This window comes from Leisingera aquaemixtae, assembly GCF_006740765.1.
GTDB classification, from domain to species: domain Bacteria; phylum Pseudomonadota; class Alphaproteobacteria; order Rhodobacterales; family Rhodobacteraceae; genus Leisingera; species Leisingera aquaemixtae.
In genome coordinates this window covers 384,054-403,492 of sequence record NZ_CP041159.1, presented here as the reverse complement: position 1 = coordinate 403,492, position 19,439 = coordinate 384,054, and the positions used below count along the sequence as shown (strand labels likewise).

The following is a 19,439-nucleotide window of genomic DNA, read 5'->3' as shown; positions in this document are numbered from 1 at the left end:
AATTTCATGAGCACACCCTGCATCATCTGCGTGGCCATCACCGGCTCTGTCCCGACCAAGGAGAACAATCCGGCGGTACCTGTCACTATCGCGGAACAGATCGAAAGCACGCAGGAGGCGTTTGAGGCCGGCGCCTCGATTGCGCATTGCCATGTGAGGAATGACGATCAGACGCCGACCTCGGATCCGGAAAGATTCGCGCGGCTTATGGAAGGGCTTCAGAAACACTGCCCCGGCATGATTATACAGCTGTCGACAGGCGGCCGCTCCGGCGCCGGGCGCGAGCGCGGCGGCATGCTGCCCCTGCGCCCCGACATGGCATCGCTGTCGGTGGGCTCCAATAATTTCCCTACAAGGGTCTACGAGAACTCCCCCGATCTGGTGGATTGGCTGGCTTCTGAGATGCGCACCTATGAGGTGAAGCCGGAGATCGAGGCGTTTGACCTCTCGCACATCCACCAGGCGGTGAAGATGAACCGCGAGGGGCGCATTCCCGGCACGCTTTACGTCCAGTTCGTGATGGGAGTGAAGAACGCGATGCCGGTGGATAAGGACGTGTTCGACTACTACGTCAAAACCATGCAGCGGCTGGCGCCGGAGGCCCAGTGGTGCGGTGCCGGGGTTGGTCCGGGGCAGATCCTGGTCAACGAATGGTCGATTGCCGCAGGCGGCCATACCCGCACCGGGCTGGAGGACAACATGCGGCTGGACCGCGAGACGCTGGCCCCCTCCAACGCGGCGCTGGTGAAACGGGCCGCAGACCTGTGCGCGAAATACGAGCGGCCCGTCGCCACCTGGCAGCAGGCGCGCCAGATCCTGGAACTGCGCCCCGCCTGAATGCGCCCGCTTCGGGCCAGCGGCCCGAAGCCATGCCCAAGGCCGCCAGGCGGCCCGTCAGGGCAGCCGCGGGCGCGGGAGCGCCCCGCCGGGCTTGCTCAAACCTCGCCGGACAGATCCTTGAGGATCGGGCAATCCGGGCGGCTGTCACCTGCGCAGCCTTTGACCAGTTCGCCCAGCGTGTCGCGCATGGCCTGCAAGTCGGCGATCTTCTCCTCGATCTTGGCCAGATGCTCCAGCGCCAGCTGTTTCACATCGGCGCTGGCGCGGCTTTCGTCCTCGTAGAGCGCCATCAGGGTGCGGCAGTCCTCGATGGTGAAGCCCAGCGCCCGGGCCCGGCCCAGAAACGCCAGCTTGTGCAGATCGGTCTCGGCAAAGCAGCGGTAGCCGTTGGCGCTGCGGTGCGGTTTGATCAGGCCGATATCCTCGTAATAGCGGATCGTCTTGGCGGGCAGCCCGGAGCGGCTGGACACGTCACCGATGTTCATGCGCGCGCCTCCTGTCCGCCTGCAGCCGCTGCTGCGCGGGCAGTTTGGCCCTCCTCTATCGCCGGTTTCAGACGGCGCAGGCGCAGCGCGTTCGACAGCACAAACACGCTCGACAGCGCCATCGCGCCCGCGGCCAGCGCAGGCGACAGCAGCGGCCCGCCGAAGGGATACAGCACCCCGGCTGCCACCGGGATCAGCAGCACGTTGTAGCCAAAGGCCCAGACCAGGTTCTGGCGGATGTTGCGCATGGTGGCGCGGCTGACCGTCAGCGCATTCACCACCCCGCGCAGATCGCCGGAGACCAGCACCACATCGGCGGCCTCGATCGCCACGTCGGTGCCGGTGCCGATGGCAATGCCCGCATCTGCCGTGGCCAGCGCAGGCGCGTCATTGATGCCGTCGCCGACGAAAGCCAGGGTGCCGTGCTCCTGCTGCAGCTCTGCAATTGCGGTCACCTTATCCGCCGGCAGGCATTCCGCCTTCACCGCGTCAATGCCCAGCTGCGCGGCAATCGCCTGCGCGGTGGCCGCAGCATCGCCGGTGATCATCGCCACCTTCAGCCCCTGATCATGGAACGCCTTGATCGCGGCAGGGGTGCCCGGCTTGACCGGATCGGCCACCGCAATCACCGCCGCCGCCCGCCCGTCAATGGCTGCGTACAGCGGGGTTTCGCCGCGCTCTGCCAGCCGCTGCCCCTCAGCCTCAAGTGCGCCCAGCGCAATGCCTTCGCGGACCATCAGCCGGGCAGCGCCCACCAGCACCTCGCGCCCCTCGGCCCGGGCCCGCAGGCCATAGCCCGGGATCGCCTCAAAAGCATCCGCCTTGGGCAGGCCCTTGCCTGCCGCTGCCGTGATGGCGCGGGCGATGGGATGCTCCGACTGCGCCTCCGCCGCGCCGGCCAGACGCAGCACCTCGTCCCGGCTGAAGCCCTCGGCACAGACCAGCGCAGTCAGCGACGGGCGCCCCTCGGTCAGGGTGCCGGTCTTGTCGAGCGCCACCACCTGCACTTCCTGCAACCGCTGAAGCGCGTCACCCTTGCGGAACAGAACACCCATCTGCGCCGCGCGCCCGATGCCCACCATGATCGACGTCGGCGTTGCCAGCCCCATCGCGCAGGGGCAGGCAATGATCAGCACCGAGACGCCGGCCACCAGGGCCAGCGGCAGCGACGGCGCCGGGCCGAACAGCGACCAGGCCAGCACGGTCAGCGCCGCAACCGCAATCACCGCGGGCACGAACCACAGGGTGATGCGGTCGACCATCCCCTGCACCGGCAGCTTGGCGCCCTGCGCCTGCTCCACCATGCGGATAATCTGCGCCAGAACGGTGTCGCGGCCCACGCGGGTGGCGCGGAATTCCAGTGCCGAATTGCCGTTGATGGTGCCCGCCGTCACCTCGTCGCCCGGAGCTTTCGCCACCGGCACCGGCTCGCCGCTGATCATGCTTTCATCAATGTAGGAGCTGCCCGAGACAATCTCGCCGTCAACCGCGATGCGTTCGCCCGGGCGGACACGGATCAGGTCGCCTGCCCCGATCTCCTCCACCGGCGTCTCCACCGCCTCGCCAGCGGCGACAACCATGGCGGTTTTCGGCTGCAGCCCGGCCAGCTTGCGGATGGCGGCGCCGGTGCGCCCCTTGGCGCGCGCTTCCAGGAAACGCCCGGTCAGGATCAGCACCACAATCACCGCCGCGGCCTCGTAATAAACATTGGCGGTGCCTGCCGGCAGCAGCCCGGGCGCAAACGTGGAGATAACCGAAAACCCGTAAGCCGCAGAGGTGCCCAGCGCCACCAGCGCATTCATATCAGGCGCGCCCCGGAACAGCGCCGGGAAACCCTTGGTGTAGAACTGCCGCCCCGGCCCTGCCAGCACCAGGGTGGTCAGGGCAAATTGCAGCAAATAACTGTTTTGCATACCGATATTGGCCGCCACCCAATGATGCAGCGCCGGAATGATGTGGCCGCCCATCTCGATCAGGAAGACCGGCAGCGTCAGCACCGCCGCGATCAGCACCTGCCGCCCCAGCGCGGCAATCTCATCCGCCTTGCGCTGGCTTGCTTGCTCCGCCTCATCCGGGGCGCCGCTGCTCAGCCGCGCCGGATAACCCGCTTCTGTCACCGTGCGGGCCAGGTCCGCGGCGCGGACCGCCCCGGTCAGGAACCGGACCTGCGCGGTTTCGCTGGCCAGGTTCACACGCGCCTCCAGCACGCCCGGCACAGCCAGAAGCGCCCGCTCCACCCGCCCCACACAGGACGCGCAGGTCATACCGCTGAGCGCCAGGGTCACCTCGGACTCAGCCGCCGGATAGCCTGCGGATTGCAGCGCATCCGTCAGCTGAACCAGTTTCACCTCCGGCGCGGCCTCAACCTGGCCGGTTGCGTTTGCAAGGTTCACGGAAGCCGCCTCAACCCCGTCAACGGCCGCCAGGGCACGTTCGGCACGCCCGGCACAGCCTGCGCAGCTCAGGTTGGTGATTTGCAGTGATATACGGGTGTTTTCTGACATGGGAGACCTGCGGTTTTGTCCTATGCTGGATCATATGAGGGTTCCAGTCAGGGGAAGGTCAAGACCCCGCGGCAAGATTCCTTCCCAAAACTGGAAGCCTGCGGGCAAGCAGCTGGAAAACGAAGGTTTTGCCTTCCTTGACCGATGGCGCGGACCGCTGCTCAGCCGTCGCATTCGGGGCCAAGCCCAGCACGCCGGGACTGATAGGGTGCCGAGGCGGCGCTTGCGTGCGCCGGCCTGCAAATGTAACGCTGAGGCAATCAGACCCGCGGTGCTGCTGCTGGCAACGCATTCACCCCGGTCCCGCCCTGCGGCGGCCCGGCCCCGGAGAATATGGACGAAGGACCAGTCACATGATCAAAACCCGCGCCGCCGTTGCGGTTGCCCCCGGCAAACCGCTGGAAATCATGGAGGTGAACCTCGAAGGCCCCAAGGCGGGTGAGGTTCTGGTGGAAATCAAGGCAACCGGCCTCTGCCACACCGATGAATTCACCCGGTCGGGCGATGACCCCGAAGGCATCTTCCCGGCGATCCTGGGCCATGAGGGCGCAGGCGTCGTGGTCGAAGTCGGCGAAGGCGTGACCAGCCTGAAGCCCGGCGACCACGTGATCCCGCTTTACACGCCCGAATGCCGCGAGTGCGAATACTGCCTCAACCCCAAAACCAACCTGTGCCAGGCGATCCGCTCCACCCAGGGCCAGGGCCTGCTGCCCGATGGCACCACCCGCTTCTCGATGCTGGATGGCACCCCGATCCATCACTACATGGGCTGCTCGACCTTTGCGAACCACACCGTGGTGCCGGAAATCGCGCTGGCGAAAATCCGGGCGGACGCGCCGTTTGACAAGGTCTGCTACATCGGCTGCGGTGTCACCACCGGTATCGGCGCGGTGATCAACACCGCCAAGGTGGAAATCGGCTCGCGCGCGGTGGTCTTTGGCCTCGGCGGCATCGGCCTCAACGTGATCCAGGGCCTGCGGCTGGCCGGTGCCGACCAGATCGTCGGCGTCGACCTGAACCCGGGCAAGGTCGAAATGGCCACGAAATTCGGCATGACCGATTTCGTCAACCCGGCTGAGGTCGAAGGCGATCTGGTGGCGCATCTGGTCGAGCTGACCGGCGGCGGCGCGGATTATACCTTTGACGCTACCGGCAACGTGCAGGTCATGCGCACCGCGCTGGAATGCGCCCACAAGGGCTGGGGAGAAAGCATCATCATCGGCGTGGCGCCCGCAGGGGCCGAGATTTCGACCCGCCCGTTCCAGCTGGTCACCGGCCGGGTCTGGAAAGGCACCGCCTTCGGCGGCGCGTCCGGGCGCACCGACGTGCCGAAGATCGTCGACTGGTACATGGACGGCAAGATCGAGATCGACCCGATGATCACCCACAAGCTGACTCTGGATCAGATCAACGAAGGCTTTGACCTGATGCACGAGGGCAAGTCGATCCGCGCCGTGGTCGAATTCTGATCCCCAGGATTGATGTGAAACAGATGAAACGCAGGCCCGGGAGCCTGCGTTTTTTTCGCGCAAAAGTTGTCAGCTGACAATTAGTGTTCGCTTGCGGTTTCCACCGCATCCAGCCTGACACCGTAGCCCCAAAGCCGGCGCAGGTGCTTCAGCACCTCTTCCTGTTCCTCTTCATCCAGGTGGATGCCGTCGCGCACGGTGTGGGTCAGTTTCAGCTCCCGGTCGCCGCGCAGGTCCGCGTCCGTCACCTGAATGTCCGGTTCCAGATAGGCCAGGTCATACTGCTTGGCCAGATCGCGCCGGATCGCCTTATAGCCGGCCCGGTTGTGAATCTGGCTGACAACCAGATTGGGCAGATCCGCGTCATTGGTCAGCGTGAACAGCTTGAATTTGCGGATCAGGTTCGGAGACAGGAACTGCTGGATGAAGCTTTCGTCGCGGTAATTCGCCCAGGCATCGCGCAGCACACCGCGCCAGTCCGGGTTGCCGGCAAAATCCGGGAACCATTCACGGTCTTCGTCGGTCGGGTTCTGGCAGATCCGGCGGATGTCCTGCATCATCGCAAAACCCAGCGCATAGGGGTTGATGCCCGAATAGCGCGGATCGTCGTACTCCGGCTGCATCACCACATTGGTGTGGCTGTGCAGCATCTCCATAAAGGCGCCTTCGGTGATCTGGCCCTGCTCATAAAGCTTGTTGATGATGTAGTAATGCACAAAGGTCGCGCAGCCCTCGTTCATCACCTTGGTCTGCTTCTGCGGATAAAGGTACTGTGCCAGCATCCGCACGATGCGCAGGATCTCGCACTGCCAGGGCTCCAGCTTCGGGCTGTGCTTCTCCAGGAAATACAGCAGGTTTTCCTGCGGCAGGTTCATCTGCTTGCGGCGCGCGCTGAAGGAGGCGTCCTCTGGCTGTTCCAGCTTGTCCCGGCCCAGAGTGGAGTCGGTCCAGATATCCAGCACGCTCTGGCTGCTTTCATAGCCCTCGCGCACCTTCTGCATGGCGACCAGCTCCTCGCTGGTCGGTTTGGGCGGGCGGCCATAGCGGAACACGCCCTGAGACTGAAGCGCATGGGCGGCGTCCAGCACCTCCTCCACCGCGCTGAGGCCGTAACGCTGCTCGCAGGCGGCGATGTAGTTCTTGGCAAAGGCCAGATAGTCGTGAATGCCCGCGGCATCGGTCCATTGCTGGAACAGGTAGTTGTTCTTGAAGAAATGGTTATGGCCGAACGCCGCATGCGCCATCACCAGGGTCTGCATCGCCATGGTGTTTTCTTCCATGTTGTAGCTGATGCAGGGGTTCGAATTGATCACGATCTCATAGGCCAGGCCCTGGCGGCCGGTCCGGTACAGCGCCTCGTCGCGGGCGAAATGCTTGCCGAAGGACCAGTGCTGATACATCAGCGGCAGGCCGACGCAGGAATAGGCGTCCAGCATCTGCTCGGCTGAGATGATTTCGATCTGGTTGGGATAGACATCCAGCCCGAGGTCTTCGAGCGCGATCTGCTCGATTGCGTCGCGCGCCTTCTCCATCAGCTCGAAAGTCCATTCCGGCCCGTCGAACAGCGGCGTGCGCGCCGTTTCAGCTGCCTGCATACTGCGCTCCCTTAACCTTGGGGAGGAAGAACTCCCGGAAAATCGGATAGATATGGCCCGGCTGCGAAACCCGCTGCATCTCGAAATGCTGCGCCTGCGCCTTCACCTCGCGGTAGTTCTGCCACAGGTCTTCGCCTGCTTCGGGGTTGTTCAGCAGCATCTCCGCCGCCTCATCGACGATTTCCACATAGGCATAGAACTGGCTGACCGGCAGCAGGTCGTTCAGCAGCAGCTTCTTGCACCTGACCGAGTCATTGCCGAAGTTTTCCCCGTCCGAGGCCTGGGCGCCGTAGATGTTCCATTCATCCGGCGGATAGCGCTCCTCGATGATCTCCTTCATCTTCTCCAGCGCGGTGGAGACAATGGTGCCGCCGGTTTCGCGGGCATAGAAGAAGGTCTCCTCATCCACTTCCTGGGCGTGGTGGGTATGGCGCACAAAGACCAGCTCTGTGTGCTCATAGCAGCGTTCCAGAAACAGGTGCAGCAGCAGGAAGAAGCGTTTCGCCAAGTCCTTCTCGCGCTCCTGCATGGAGCCGGAGACATCCATCAGGCAAAACACCACGGCGCGGGAGTTGCGGATCTTTTCCGGGACAAAGGTGTCGTACCGCAGGTCCAGCGGGTCGATATAGCCGACCACCTTGCGTTTGCGGATGATGCCGTCGAGCTTTTTCCGCAACGCCTCCAGGAAGTCTTCCTGCGGCGGTGTGCGGTCGTCCAGCGCCTCCAGTTCGGCGATCTGCTCCTCCAGGTCGCGCTGGGACTTGGTGGTGGGACGCTGCAAGGCGATCCGGCGGCCCAGAGAGTTGCGCATGGTGCGCACCAGGTTGAGGTTGTTGGGAGTCCCGGCAGTTGTCAGGCCGGCGCGGCGGGTTCCGATGGTCTCGGTTTCCACCGTGGCCTTTTCCACAAGGTCCGGCAGCTCCAGCCCTTCGAACAGGATTTCCAGATATTCCTCCTGAGTCAGGGTGAAGGAAAACTCGTCCTCGCCATCGCCCTCCTCAGAGGCCTTGCGGCCGCCCTGCCCGGCGCCGCCTTGCGGCCGTTTGATGGTGTCGCCGACAACAAAATCCTTGTTGCCGGGCAGCACGTGGCGGCGCAGGCCGCCCTTGGAGGAATGGAAGAACCGCGGCTCCTTCAGCCCCCTCGACGGGATTGTGACCTTTTCGCCGCCGTCCGGGACACCGCTTCCGCTTTGGATCGACTTCCCGCGGACCGACTGGTCGACACGCTCCTTAATATTCTCTCGGGCCCGCCGCAGGAACCGCTGGCGGTTCCCGAGGCTCTTGCCCTTCGGATTGGCGCGCCTGTCGATGAAATGATGCATGTTGCACAGCGCTCCTCTTTAGCCCGCCTTGTTGACGCGCATGTACCATTCGACCAGGCGCCGGACCTGGCGGTCGGTGTAGCCGTGGCCGCGCATCCGCTCGACGAACTCCTGGTGCTTGCTCTCGGTTTTGCTGTCTTTCTTGGACCCAAAGGAGATCACCGGCAGCAGTTCCTCGACCTGGCTGAACATGTGCTTCTCGATCACGTCGCGCAGCTTCTCATAGGAGTTCCAGGCCGGGTTCGAGCCGGTATTGGCGCGGTGGCGCAGCGCGAACTTGACCACCTCGTTGCGGAAGTCCTTGGGATTGGCGATGCCGACCGGCTTCTCGATCTTGCTCAGCTCCGCATCCAGCACCTCGCGGTTGTAAAGCTGGCCGGTATCCGGATCCTTGTAGTCCTGCTCTTCGATCCAGGCATCGGCATAGGCGATGTAGCGGTCAAAGACGTTCTGGCCGTATTCGGTATAACTTTCGAGGTACGCCTTCTGGATTTCGTTGCCGATGAACTCCTCATAGCGGGGCGCCAGCTCGGTCTTGATGAACTCAAGATACTTCTGCTCCGTCTCTTGCGGGAACTGCTCGCGCTTGATCATCTGCTCCAGCACATACATCAGATGCACCGGGTCCGCCGCTACCTCGTTGGTGTCGAAGTTGAAGGTGGTCGACAGCACCTTGAAGGCAAAGCGTGTGGAGATGCCGTTCATGCCCTCGTCGACGCCGGCCCGGTCCTGGTATTCCTGCACCGTCTTGGCCTTGGGATCGGTGTCCTTCAGGCTTTCGCCGTCATAGACGCGCATTTTCGAGTAAAGATTGGAGTTCTCATGCGGCTTCAGGCGGGTCAGCACCGAGAAGCGGCTGAGGATCTTCAGCGTCTCCGGCGCGCAGGGCGCGTTGCGCAGCTCGCTGTTCTCGATCAGCTTTTCATAGATCGAGGTTTCGTCCGAGACCCGCAGGCAGTACGGCACCTTGACGATCGACACCCGGTCGATGAAGGCCTCGTTGTTCTTGTTGTTCTTGAAGGACTGCCATTCGCTCTCATTCGAGTGCGCCAGGATCAGGCCGCTGAAGGGGATGGCGCCGAAGCTTTCGGTGCCCATGTAATTGCCTTCCTGGGTCGCCGTCAGCAGCGGGTGCAGCATCTTGATCGGCGCCTTGAACATCTCGACGAATTCCAGGATGCCCTGGGTCGCCCGGTTCAGGCCGCCGGAGAAGCTGTAGGCATCCGGATTGTCCTGGCTGAAATGCTCCAGCTGGCGGATGTCGACCTTGCCGACCAGGGTCGAGATGTCCTGGTTGTTTTCATCGCCCGGCTCCACCTTGGCCACGCAGATCCGGCGCAGCCGCGACGGGTGCAGGCGCACAACCGAGAACTTGTTGATATCGCCGTCGAATTCATCCAGCCGCTGCACCGCCCAAGGCGACATCAGCCCCGGCAGCCGGTGCTGGGCAATGCCGTATTCTTCCTCCAGCACCTTGCCCATGCGGACCGGATCGAACAGGCCCAGCGGGCTTTCGAAAATCGGCGAGATCTGATTGCCGGCCTTCAGCACATAGATCGGCTGGTCTTCCATCAGCCGCTTCAGGCGTTCCGCCAGCGAGGATTTGCCGCCGCCGACCGGCCCCAGCAGGTAAAGGATCTGCTTGCGCTCTTCCAAGCCTTGCGCGGCATGGCGGAAGTAGCCGACGATCCGCTCAATCGTGTCTTCCATGCCGTAGAAGTCGTGGAAGGCGCTGTACCGCTTGATCGTTCGGTTCTGAAAGATCGGCCCGAGACGCGAGTCCTTGGACGTGTCTACCAGTTCCTCTTCGCCAATTGCCTTCAGCATCCTCTCGGCGACGTTCGCGTACAGGCTTGGATCGTCGCGGCAGGCATTCAAATACTCCTGCAGCGGCATTTCCTGCTCGCGCGTTTCGCCGTACTGCTCTGCAAAAAGTTCGGCAATGTCTTTCATCGTGGATCAAGCCTCCTGGTTAACTGGCGCCGTTCCTCCTGGCGTTCCTTCGCACGCGGACAGAGGATGCCCAGCACGTGGGCATAGGTGTCCGCGTCAGTGTTGAGTTCTGATTTCTGCTCGGCGCCGCTGCTGGCGTCATACGTCCGGCTGGCCGCTCTTGGCGGCGGCCTGCGCCCGGTGACCAGGGCTGTCGGCGTCGTCTTTACTTACTCTCGAGCTTACACCAATTACGAACTTCTTCCTATCTGAAAGTGGTGTACTTTTAATTAATTGCCAGAATCTTTTGCGGGAAATTTTTATCACATCGAAGCGACCGCCGCTTTCCGGCAGCCCTTCTGCATCGCGGCATTTCAGGGGTTTACGGGCGCGCTTCCGCCCGTGGGGGATTGCTGCAGCAATTGCTCTCCCTTAAGGGGGAAACCGGGGCAGAATGGCTGTACTGCAGGGCAGGCCGCAACCGGAGCTGCCCCGGCTGCAGGCACCGCCCGCCCTCCCGTCCAGATGGAAAACCTTAAAAAATCTGCGGCAGACAGGACACGGTTGCCGCCTTTTTTGCCGCAGCAACGGAGCCTAGATACTGGACAGGCTGCAAAAAATCGTCTCAGTATGGCCTCAAAATGGCCGCAAAAGACGGCCGATGGGCGAAACTACAGGCAACGGAACCACGCAAAGGGCGCCTTATTCACGGCGCCGCGGCGTACAGATTGAGCGGTAGAACAATGAGCACGGTTGCATTTATTACCCGCAATATGGCGGGCACAACACAGCATGGGAATTTCTCCGAAGGCACGCCGGCGCGCATCGACGCCGCCTCGGCCAAGGACATTTCGCTGAATCTCAGCCCGGCCGACGTCGAAAGCTATTCCCGCCGCGGCAGCGATCTGCACCTTACCCTGGCCAACGGTCAGGAACTGGTGCTGGAAAACTACTACGCCTTCGATGCCACCGGCGGCAAGAACCTGTTCCTCAGCTCCGAGGGCCAGTTCATCGAGGTGGTGCTGGAGGACAAATCCAGCGGCATGCTGTTTGCCACTTATGAGCCGCTCGACCTGACCGGCAAGTGGAGCGCCTACGACGAGATGGTCTTTCTGGACGTCGACCGGATCGAGCCGGTGGTCGCGCCGCTGGCCGCGCCGCTGTTCGGCGGCCTGGGCGCCGCAGGGGCCGCAGCAGGCGTTGTCGGCGCGGCCGCCATTGCCGGCGGCGGCGGAGATGGCGGCGGCGGCGGAACCGGCGGCATCGTGCCCACGGTGAATGACCCGGACGCCACCTACCCCGTTTCGGGCTCCACCAGCACAGCAGTTGAAATTACCGGTACCGGGGCGCCGGGGTCCGAGGTCACAGTCACCGTCGGAACCGCGACCCAGACGACTACTGTCGATGAGGACGGCAACTGGGGCGTGACCTTCCCGGTCGATGACCTGCCGCCGGACGGCAATTACGAGTCGACCGTTCATGTGGTTGACCCGAACGGCACCGAGTTCGATCTGGACGGGCCCACCGTGGTGATCGACACGGTTGCCGATGTGACCCTGGACGAGGGCCAGGCCGGCGGCGATGACATGATCAACGCGGCGGAAGCCGCCGATGGCGTCACCCTGACCGGCACCGCCGAAGCCGGCGCCACTGTCGAAGTGACCTTCCAAGGTGTCACCCGCACCGTCACCGCGGCAGAGGACGGCACCTGGAGCGCGGATTTCGCCGCATCGGAGATCGTCGCAGGCGAATACGATTCAGAAGTCACCGTCACGGCGACCGACAGTTTCGGCAACACCGGCAGCACCACCGGCACCATCCGCGTCGATACCTTAACTGCGGTGGCGATTGATCCCGGCCAGGCCGGCGGCGACGATCTGGTCAACAGCTCTGAGGCCGCGGCAGGCCTGACCCTGACCGGCACCGGCGAGCCGGGCGCCACGGTCAGCGTCACTGTGGAGGGCATCACCCGCAGCGCCACGGTGGACGCGGACGGCAACTGGGCCGCGGAGTTCGAAGCAGGCGCGCTGCCTGCCGGCGAATACGACACCACCGTCAGCGTGACCTCGACCGACGCGGCCGGCAACACCGCGACGGCGACTGCCGACCTGCGCGTGGATACGCTGGTCGACCCGCTGACCCTGGAGGCCGGCAGCATCGAAGGCGACAACGTCGTCAACAATACCGAGCACAGCGACGGTGTGACCCTCACCGGCACCGTGGAGCCGGGCTCGACCGTTGTCGTGCAGCTGGGCAGCGCCACCGAAACCGCGACGGTTGATGCCGACGGCAACTGGAGCGTGGATTTTGCCGCCTCCGACATTGCCCAGGGCAGCTATGAGGCGGACATCACCGTCACCGCCACCGATGCCGCAGGCAACACCTCGGCAATCAGTGACACGCTGACCATCGACACCGAAGTAACGCCCTTCACCGCGGACAGCAGCCAGACCGATGACGATGTGCTGAATGTCGCGGAGCGCGCCGCGGGCCTGACCATGACCGGCACGGTCGAGACCGGCTCCAGCGTCGAGGTGACCATCGGCGGTGTGACCCGGGCTGCAACCGTGGATGCCGATGGCAACTGGAGCGCCGCCTTCGACGCCGATGACCTGCCCGAGGGCAACACCACCGCCACCGCTGAGATCACTGCGACCGACGCGGCGGGCAACACGCAAACCCTGACTGAATCCTTCGGCATCGACACCGAGTATGACGCGCCGGACGTCGGCAGCGTCATCAGCACCGGAGCCGGTGTCAGCGGCTTCTTCAGCGAGAATTTCGATTCCGGCGACACGGCGCATGAGCTGACCAGCGGCGGCGGCGTCGCCGACGTCACCGGCACTGAAACCGCCCTTGGCGCCGGGCAGACCCTGTTCAGCTTCGACGCGGATGTGCCGGACGGCTCGCATCTGGTGGTCAACCGCGTCGATGATGCGGGCAACAGCTCCGGCACGATGGTCGTGCTTGAAGACGGCGCGGACGCAACCGTGCTGGACCACGCGGGCCTGTCGCAATTCAACATTGACGAGCTGAACCTGGTGCATGCCGACGGCGTCGACCTGACCCTGACCGAAGCGGACATCAACGCGCTGTCCGGCAACTCCGATACCGTGATCGTGCATGGCGGCTCGGATGACACGCTCACCATCACCGGCGCAACCCAATCGGGCACCAAGACCATCGATGGCGAGGCCTACAACGTCTACACCATTGGCGATGACGGCACCACGCTGATCGTCGACGAAGACGTCAACACCGTGATCTGAACGGCCGGTCCGGCGGCGCCTTCCGCCGGGCCCAACACACCAAAAGCCTTGGACACAAGGGCAAGGGGCAGGATGCAACCGGGACGCTTTCTTTGCGCCATCGCAGTGATGTGCAGCCTGTCGGCCTGCGCCCGGTCACCGCTGTCCGGCGGCCCGGAAACCGCGGCCGGCACAGCCCCGCGCAGCAATTTCGCGCAACCCGGCGAGGCGTCCTCGGAGGTGATCCGGCAATTGATGGACCGGCGCTCGCTGCTGGCCGGGGACAGCGCCTACGGGCAGGTTGCCGCGGCTGCCATCGCCGCCTCCTCCCGCGCCGCCGAGGCTGAGCTGATCAGCGCCAAGCTGCGGGCCGAAGCGGCCTCCAAGAACTGGCTGCCGACGCTGGGGCCTTCGGTCAGCCTGACCGACCTGGGCGATCTGGTGGCGGGGCTGCTGATCGAGCAGGTGCTGTTTGACAACGGCCGCCGCAAGGCCGAACGGGCCTTTGCTGCCGCCGACGTCGAGGTCGCCGCGGTCAGCCTTTCTGAAGACATGAACGGCCGGGTCGAGACCGCCGTCGGCCTTTATGCTGCCGCGCTGCGCGGCGACGAAAAGGCAGCCTATGGCGACCGGGCGCTGCGCCGGATGCAGGACTTCCGCCGGATCGTGCAGGGCCGTGTGGATGGCGGCGTGTCGGACCGCGCCGATCTGAATGTGGTGGACAGCAAGATCAGCGGCATCCGCACCGCCACGGCCACCGCCCGCGACGCTGCCGCCACCGCCCGCGCGGAGCTGCAGGCGATGACCGGCCAGTCCTTCCCGCAAAAGCCCGCGCATCTGGACATCGGCACGCCACCGGAGCAGGTGCAGTTCCTGTCCGTGCTTCGGGCCAGCGCCGAAGCGGACCGCACCATTGCACAGGCCAAATCCGGCCGCGCAGGGCTGCTGCCGCAGATCTCAGCCGCGGGCAACGTGACAACAGACGGCTCCGGCGCCGGGCTGACCATGGGCACCGGCCAGCCGCTGGGCCTGGGCACCCCTGCGGCGCTTCAGGCGCTGGAAGCTTCCAAGGAGGCCGCCAGGCGCCAGATCGGAGAAGCGGAAGAAGCCGCGCGCCGCACTTACAGCCGCCAGATCCAGCAGATCGCCTCCTATCAGCGGCAGGAGGGCGAGACCGCCGCACTAGTGCGCCGCAGCCGCGAGACCTATGAGCTGTTCCTGAAGCAGTTCGAAGCGGGCCAGCGCCCGGTGATGGAGGTAATCCAGGTCTATGAGGAGCTGGTGCGCCGCGAGCAGGCCTTTATCGACGCAAAATATGAGGTGGTGCTGATCCAGCTGCAGCTGGCACGCGACCTGGGCCTTTTGGCCGATGGGGACAAGATTTGACGGATACGACACAAAAGCCCCCCGGTCCCCTGCCCGCCTCCGGCAACAAGCCGGTGCTGCGGGCTGTGCCCGTTTCCAGCCCGAAGGCTGCGCCGCAAGGCGGGATTCAGCCTGCCAACACCCCCGCCCCGGCGCCCGGCCCCAAGGCGCAGCTCAAGCCGCGCACGGACAACCGGCCCAAACCTCAGCCGCAGGACGCCCTGCCTGAAGTCGGCTCGCTGCTGGAAGGCGCTGCGGCCCGCATCCAGCACCGTGCCAGCCTGATTGCCACCCTGGCCGCCCTCAAGGGCAGCGACGTGCCGATCAGCGACGTTGCCGCCTTCCTGTGGAAGGAAACGCCGGGCGATCTGTCGCTGCACACGCTGGCCAAGGCAGTGCAGGCCTCCGGACTGCAGCCGAAAATCCTGGAAAAGCAGCTCCTTGCCCCTGCCCTGTGGCCTGCGCTGGCGATCATGTCCGGCGGCCAGTGCGTGCTGGTGCTGAGCCAGGCGGACGATGCGCTGACGATTTACGACACCTCCTGCGCGGACAACCGCACCGAGGTGCCGCTGGACGAATTCAGCCCCTATTTCACCGGCACCGTGCTGTCGGCCCGTCCCTCGCTCAAGCAGATGGCCGCACGGCACACGCCGCAGATCGACCCGGGCCACTGGTTCTGGAGCGAGTTCCCGAAGTACCGCCGCCAGGTGGGCGAGATCATGCTGGGGTCGCTGGTCGCCAATATCCTGGCTGTCTCTGTCGCGCTGTTCTCCCTTCAGGTCTATGACCGGGTGGTGCCGCACCAGTCGCACGCCACCCTGTGGGTGCTGGCGGTTGGCGCCTTCCTCGCGATTGCGCTGGAGGCGATGCTGAAGCTCGCCCGCGCGCGGCTGACCGATGCGGCGGGCCGCCAGATCGAGCTGTCGGTGCAGCACAACCTGATGCGCCGCCTGATCGGCATGCGCTCTGACAAGAAGCCGCTGCCGCCTTCGGGCCTGTTTGCCGCGATGCGGGACTTCAGCTCGGTGCGGGAGTTCTTCACGTCCTCCACCATCTCCACGCTGGCCGATATTCCGTTTATCGCGGTGTTCCTGCTGCTGGTCGCCTCCATCGCCGGGCCGGTCGTCTGGGTGATCGTCGCGGGCGGCATCCTGATGCTGCTGCCTGCCTACTTCATGCAGAAGAAGATGATCGCGCTGACCCGCCAGACCCAAGGCGCCAACGCCAAGGCCGGGCGGCTGCTGCATGAGGTGGTGACCGAGCTGGACACCGTGAAGACCCAGCGCGGCGAGGAGCGCGTGCTGCGGCTGTGGGATGAGCTGAACACGCTGTCGTCGCATTCCGCGACCGAACAGCGCAAGCTGTCCAGCGCCCTCACCTACTGGTCGCAAGGGGTGCAGCAGGCGACCTATATCACCGCGGTGGTGCTCGGCACGCTCTTGGTCTTTGCCGGTGAATTCACCGTCGGCACCATCATCGCCACCGGCATCCTGACCAGCCGGACGCTGGCGCCGCTGACCCAGTTCGCCGCCACGCTGGCGCGCTGGAGCAACGTCAAGGCGGCGCTGGAAGGGCTGGACGCCATCGCCCAGGCACCGCAGGAAAAGGAACAGGAACGCACCTATCTGCGCCGCCAGAAGATCGACGGCCGGTTCGAGCTGCGCGAGATCCTGTTCCGCTATGACGACGACGCTGCTCCGACTGTGGATGTGCAGGGGGTTGCGATCACCCCGGGCCAGCGGATTGCGGTTCTGGGCGTGAACGGGTCAGGCAAGTCCACCCTGCTGAAACTGCTGTCGGGCCTTTATGCGCCGGACCGCGGGCGCATCCTGCTGGACGGTACTGACATGGCGCAGATCGACCCGCGCGACCTGCGCGCGAATATCGGCTACCTCAGCCAGGACGTGCGGCTGTTTGCCGGCTCCCTGCGCGACAACCTGAACCTCAACCAGCTGGAACGCGACGACGACCGCCTGATGGAAGCGCTGGAGTTTGCAGGCCTCGGCGCCCATGTGCGCAACCACCATAAAGGCCTGGATCTGGAGATCAGCGACGGCGGCCATGGCCTCTCGATCGGCCAGCGCCAGTCGATCGGCTGGGCGCGGCTGTGGCTGCAAAACCCCTCGGTCGTGCTGCTGGATGAACCCACCGCAGCGCTGGACCAGACGCTGGAGCGCACCCTGGTCAGCCGCCTGGAAAGCTGGCTGGACGGCCGCACCGCGGTGATCGCCACCCACCGGATGCCGATCCTGTCCCTGACCAACCGCACCCTGATCCTGCAATCGGGCCGGATGGTGGTGGACGGCCCGCGCGACCAGGTTCTGGCGCATCTGGCCGCTGGAGAAGGCAAATGACGATGGCCCTGCACGATCCTTACGGCAACGCAGAAACGCCGCGCAGCGCCAGCCGTATCATCTATCTGGCGCTGGCTGCCGTTCTGACCTTCCTGATCTGGGCGGCCTTCGCCTCCATCGACGAGATTGTCCGCGGCGAGGGCCAGGTGGTCTCCTCCTCCCGGGCGCAGATCGTGCAGAACCTTGAGGGCGGGATCCTGGCGGAGCTGCATGTGCGCCAGGGCGATATCGTCACCGCCGGCCAGGTGCTGGCCAAGCTGCAGGACACCAAGTTCCGCGCCGCCGCCGACGAACTGCAGAACCAGATCGACGCGCTGGAAATCAAGCGCTTCCGGCTGGAGGCGCAGATGAAAGGCGCCTTTGAGTTCTCCGTGCCGGAAATGCTGGCGCAGCGATCGCCCGGCATTCTGGCCTCCGAACGCGGCCTGCTGACCGCCCGCCAGACCGACTTCACCAGCCGCCGCGACAGCGCCCGGCAGATCATGGATCAGCTGAACGGCGAGCTGGCCAATATGGAGCAGCTCTACAAGCAGAAGATCGTCGCGCTGATCGAGGTGAACAAGGCGCGCAAGGCCGCCACCGACGCCCGCGCCAAGTACAACGAGATCGGCACCCAAGCCGAGCTTGAGCAGGCGGAGGAGTATTCGCAGACGCTGCGCGACCTCACCACGCTGCGGCAGGAGCAGCGGCTGGCGGTGGACCAGCTGAACCGCACCATCATCACCTCCCCCATGGCCGGGATCGTCAACAGCCTGGCGGTGACCACCATCGGCGGCGTGATCCGCCCCGGCGAGGAAATTCTGGAGATCATCCCGCTGGGCGAGGAACTGTTTGTCGAGGCCCGGGTGAGGCCCGAAGATATTGCCAGCGTGCAACCCGGCCAGGACGCCACCATCAAGCTGTCGGCGTATGACTATACCATCTACGGCTCGCTGCGCGGCAAGGTGGATTTTGTCTCAGCCGATACCTTTGAGGATGAGCGCAACCCGCGCGCCGAGCCTTATTACCGGGTAACGGTGCGGGTCGACAAATCCGGCTTCACCGAACGCCAGCAGTCCATCGAGATCCGCCCCGGCATGCGGGCCACGGCAGAGCTGCAGACCGGCGCCAAAACCGTTTTGCAATACCTGCTGAAACCGCTCTACAAGTCCCGCGCGGCCCTGCGCGAGCCCTGATGCCGCCAGCGCCTGGCCGCGCGGCAGCAGGCTTGCGGCTGTTTCGCCAACCGGCGGCGGCCCCTATCCCGCCCGCCGCATCAGGTCACGCAGCGATCCATCCAGCGCCGTGCCGATCGTCACCCGCCGCTTGCCCATCGCCGCTTTGGCAGAGATTACCGAGACCAGCCGCGGCGGCAGGCCCGGCCGCATCTCCAGCACCGGCGACCCGGACGCGCCGAAATCCACCAGGCAGGACAGCACCAGGGTCCGGCTTCGCCGCGCCAGCACGCTGCAGGACGGTTCCAGCCCCGGCCGGGAGGCACGCTTGCGGGTGTAGGACAGAACCCCCAGGGTATCGCCGCGCTCCGCGTCCTGCGACATGACCAGCGGCCGGATCCGGCTGCGGCTGATCGGCCGGTCCAGCTTGAGCACCGCCAGATCGCTGCCGATCTGATGCGTGCCCGCGGGCCGGTAGCGGTACTGCGGATGCACCACTGCCTTCACCACTTGCCGCAGGGCCACCGCCTGCCGCCCTGACAGCCCGGCCTCGAACCAGACCGATGCCGGCGCGACCTGCGCCCCGGTGCGCGGATCGAACAGGCAATGCGCGGCTGTCAGCACCAGGTCCGGTGCCACCAGCGCCCCGGTGCAGATGTTCCCGTTAGCGATGTTCAGCCGTCCGACAGCCTCCCACCCGTCAAGGGTTGTGGCGCCTGGCCGCGCATCTTCCGCAGCGGCACCGAGGGGCATGCCCAGGGACAGGCATGCCGCCATCGCAGCAATGAATAGTTTCATGACCCACTCCAGCTTCCCACAAATTCATCGTCATTCAGGCGTGCGGCTGGAATGAGGCTAAAAGGTGCCATGAAGAGCCGGTTTCATGGACAGATTGCGGCAGCGTTAACAATTCCCTAATCCCCCGTTTATTGATGCTTAACCATGGCAAATAAAGCACCTGCAATGCCACAAAAACCCGGGCAGCAATGGCGGCAACCCAGAAACCACCTGAAAACGCGGGAAAATTTGCTGCTGCCCTGCCGGGATTCAAGCGCCGCACCGCCACTGCAGAGACGATTCGCACCGCCCCGGCGTGAACCATTTATCTGTTCTTGGTCCTGCAGCACTCCGCCGTAACGCTGTGCGCGCCGCCGCAATCGTTAAGAGCC

At 64.7% G+C, this 19,439-nt stretch carries 13 protein-coding genes; 6 read left to right on the top strand and 7 right to left on the bottom strand.

Features of this window, described 5'->3' with window-relative positions; genetic code table 11:
- Window positions 1-6 precede the first annotated feature (6 nt).
- Window positions 7-837 (top strand): 3-oxoadipate:acetyl-CoA acetyltransferase, encoded by an 831-nt coding sequence (locus tag R2C4_RS03705; protein ID WP_141889634.1) that lies wholly within the window; start codon window positions 7-9, stop codon window positions 835-837.
- A 98-nt stretch (window positions 838-935) separates the two neighbouring features.
- On the opposite strand, the gene cueR is transcribed toward R2C4_RS03705, so the two are convergent.
- Together cueR and R2C4_RS03695 are read right to left on the bottom strand one after the other, a co-directional pair.
- Window positions 936-1,325 (bottom strand): Cu(I)-responsive transcriptional regulator, encoded by a 390-nt coding sequence (gene cueR / locus R2C4_RS03700; protein WP_058287724.1) that lies wholly within the window; start codon window positions 1,323-1,325, stop codon window positions 936-938.
- Complete coding sequence (locus R2C4_RS03695; RefSeq protein WP_141889633.1) at window positions 1,322-3,829, bottom strand: heavy metal translocating P-type ATPase; 2,508 nt, start codon at window positions 3,827-3,829, stop codon at window positions 1,322-1,324. Before R2C4_RS03695 ends, cueR begins: the two co-directional genes overlap by 4 nt.
- A 356-nt stretch (window positions 3,830-4,185) precedes the next feature.
- On the opposite strand from R2C4_RS03695, the gene R2C4_RS03690 reads away from it, so the two are divergent.
- Window positions 4,186-5,298, top strand: a complete 1,113-nt coding sequence (locus R2C4_RS03690; RefSeq protein ID WP_141892028.1) for an S-(hydroxymethyl)glutathione dehydrogenase/class III alcohol dehydrogenase — start codon at window positions 4,186-4,188, stop codon at window positions 5,296-5,298.
- An 80-nt stretch (window positions 5,299-5,378) separates the two neighbouring features.
- Here the strand turns inward: R2C4_RS03690 and R2C4_RS03685 are convergent, their stop codons facing one another.
- Genes R2C4_RS03685 through R2C4_RS03675 form a run of 3 tightly spaced genes read right to left on the bottom strand, consistent with a single transcriptional unit; the run spans window position 5,379 to window position 10,170 of the window.
- Entirely contained in the window at window positions 5,379-6,893 is a 1,515-nt protein-coding gene (locus R2C4_RS03685; protein WP_058287726.1) for a SpoVR family protein, read from the bottom strand.
- Window positions 6,880-8,217, bottom strand: a complete 1,338-nt coding sequence (locus R2C4_RS03680; protein ID WP_058287727.1) for a YeaH/YhbH family protein — start codon at window positions 8,215-8,217, stop codon at window positions 6,880-6,882. Before R2C4_RS03680 ends, R2C4_RS03685 begins: the two co-directional genes overlap by 14 nt.
- Before the next feature lie 18 nt (window positions 8,218-8,235).
- Entirely contained in the window at window positions 8,236-10,170 is a 1,935-nt protein-coding gene (locus R2C4_RS03675) for a PrkA family serine protein kinase (RefSeq protein ID WP_058287728.1), read from the bottom strand.
- A 722-nt stretch (window positions 10,171-10,892) separates the two neighbouring features.
- Between R2C4_RS03675 and R2C4_RS03670 the strand changes: the two genes are divergently transcribed.
- The 4 genes from R2C4_RS03670 to R2C4_RS03655 all read left to right on the top strand — a co-directional run bounded on the left by R2C4_RS03670 (window position 10,893) and on the right by R2C4_RS03655 (window position 18,291).
- Window positions 10,893-13,418, top strand: a complete 2,526-nt coding sequence (locus R2C4_RS03670) for an Ig-like domain-containing protein (RefSeq protein WP_141889632.1) — start codon at window positions 10,893-10,895, stop codon at window positions 13,416-13,418.
- Between the two features lie 72 nt (window positions 13,419-13,490).
- Window positions 13,491-14,783, top strand: coding sequence for a TolC family protein (locus R2C4_RS03665; protein ID WP_141889631.1), 1,293 nt, complete (start codon window positions 13,491-13,493; stop codon window positions 14,781-14,783).
- A complete protein-coding gene (locus tag R2C4_RS03660; protein ID WP_141889630.1) occupies window positions 14,780-17,116 on the top strand; it encodes an ATP-binding cassette domain-containing protein in 2,337 nt (778 codons plus the stop codon). Before R2C4_RS03665 ends, R2C4_RS03660 begins: the two co-directional genes overlap by 4 nt.
- Window positions 17,113-18,291, top strand: a complete 1,179-nt coding sequence (locus tag R2C4_RS03655) for an HlyD family type I secretion periplasmic adaptor subunit (RefSeq protein ID WP_141889629.1) — start codon at window positions 17,113-17,115, stop codon at window positions 18,289-18,291. The genes R2C4_RS03660 and R2C4_RS03655 overlap by 4 nt, the downstream gene beginning before the upstream one ends.
- Before the next feature lie 63 nt (window positions 18,292-18,354).
- On the opposite strand, the gene R2C4_RS03650 is transcribed toward R2C4_RS03655, so the two are convergent.
- Both R2C4_RS03650 and R2C4_RS03645 read right to left on the bottom strand, forming a co-directional pair.
- Window positions 18,355-19,068, bottom strand: coding sequence for a trypsin-like serine peptidase (locus tag R2C4_RS03650; RefSeq protein WP_082649591.1), 714 nt, complete (start codon window positions 19,066-19,068; stop codon window positions 18,355-18,357).
- 34 nt (window positions 19,069-19,102) lie between these two features.
- Window positions 19,103-19,372 carry a hypothetical protein gene (locus R2C4_RS03645; RefSeq protein WP_141889628.1) on the bottom strand — a complete coding sequence of 90 codons (270 nt, stop codon included), beginning with the start codon at window positions 19,370-19,372 and terminating at the stop codon, window positions 19,103-19,105.
- Window positions 19,373-19,439 lie beyond the last annotated feature (67 nt).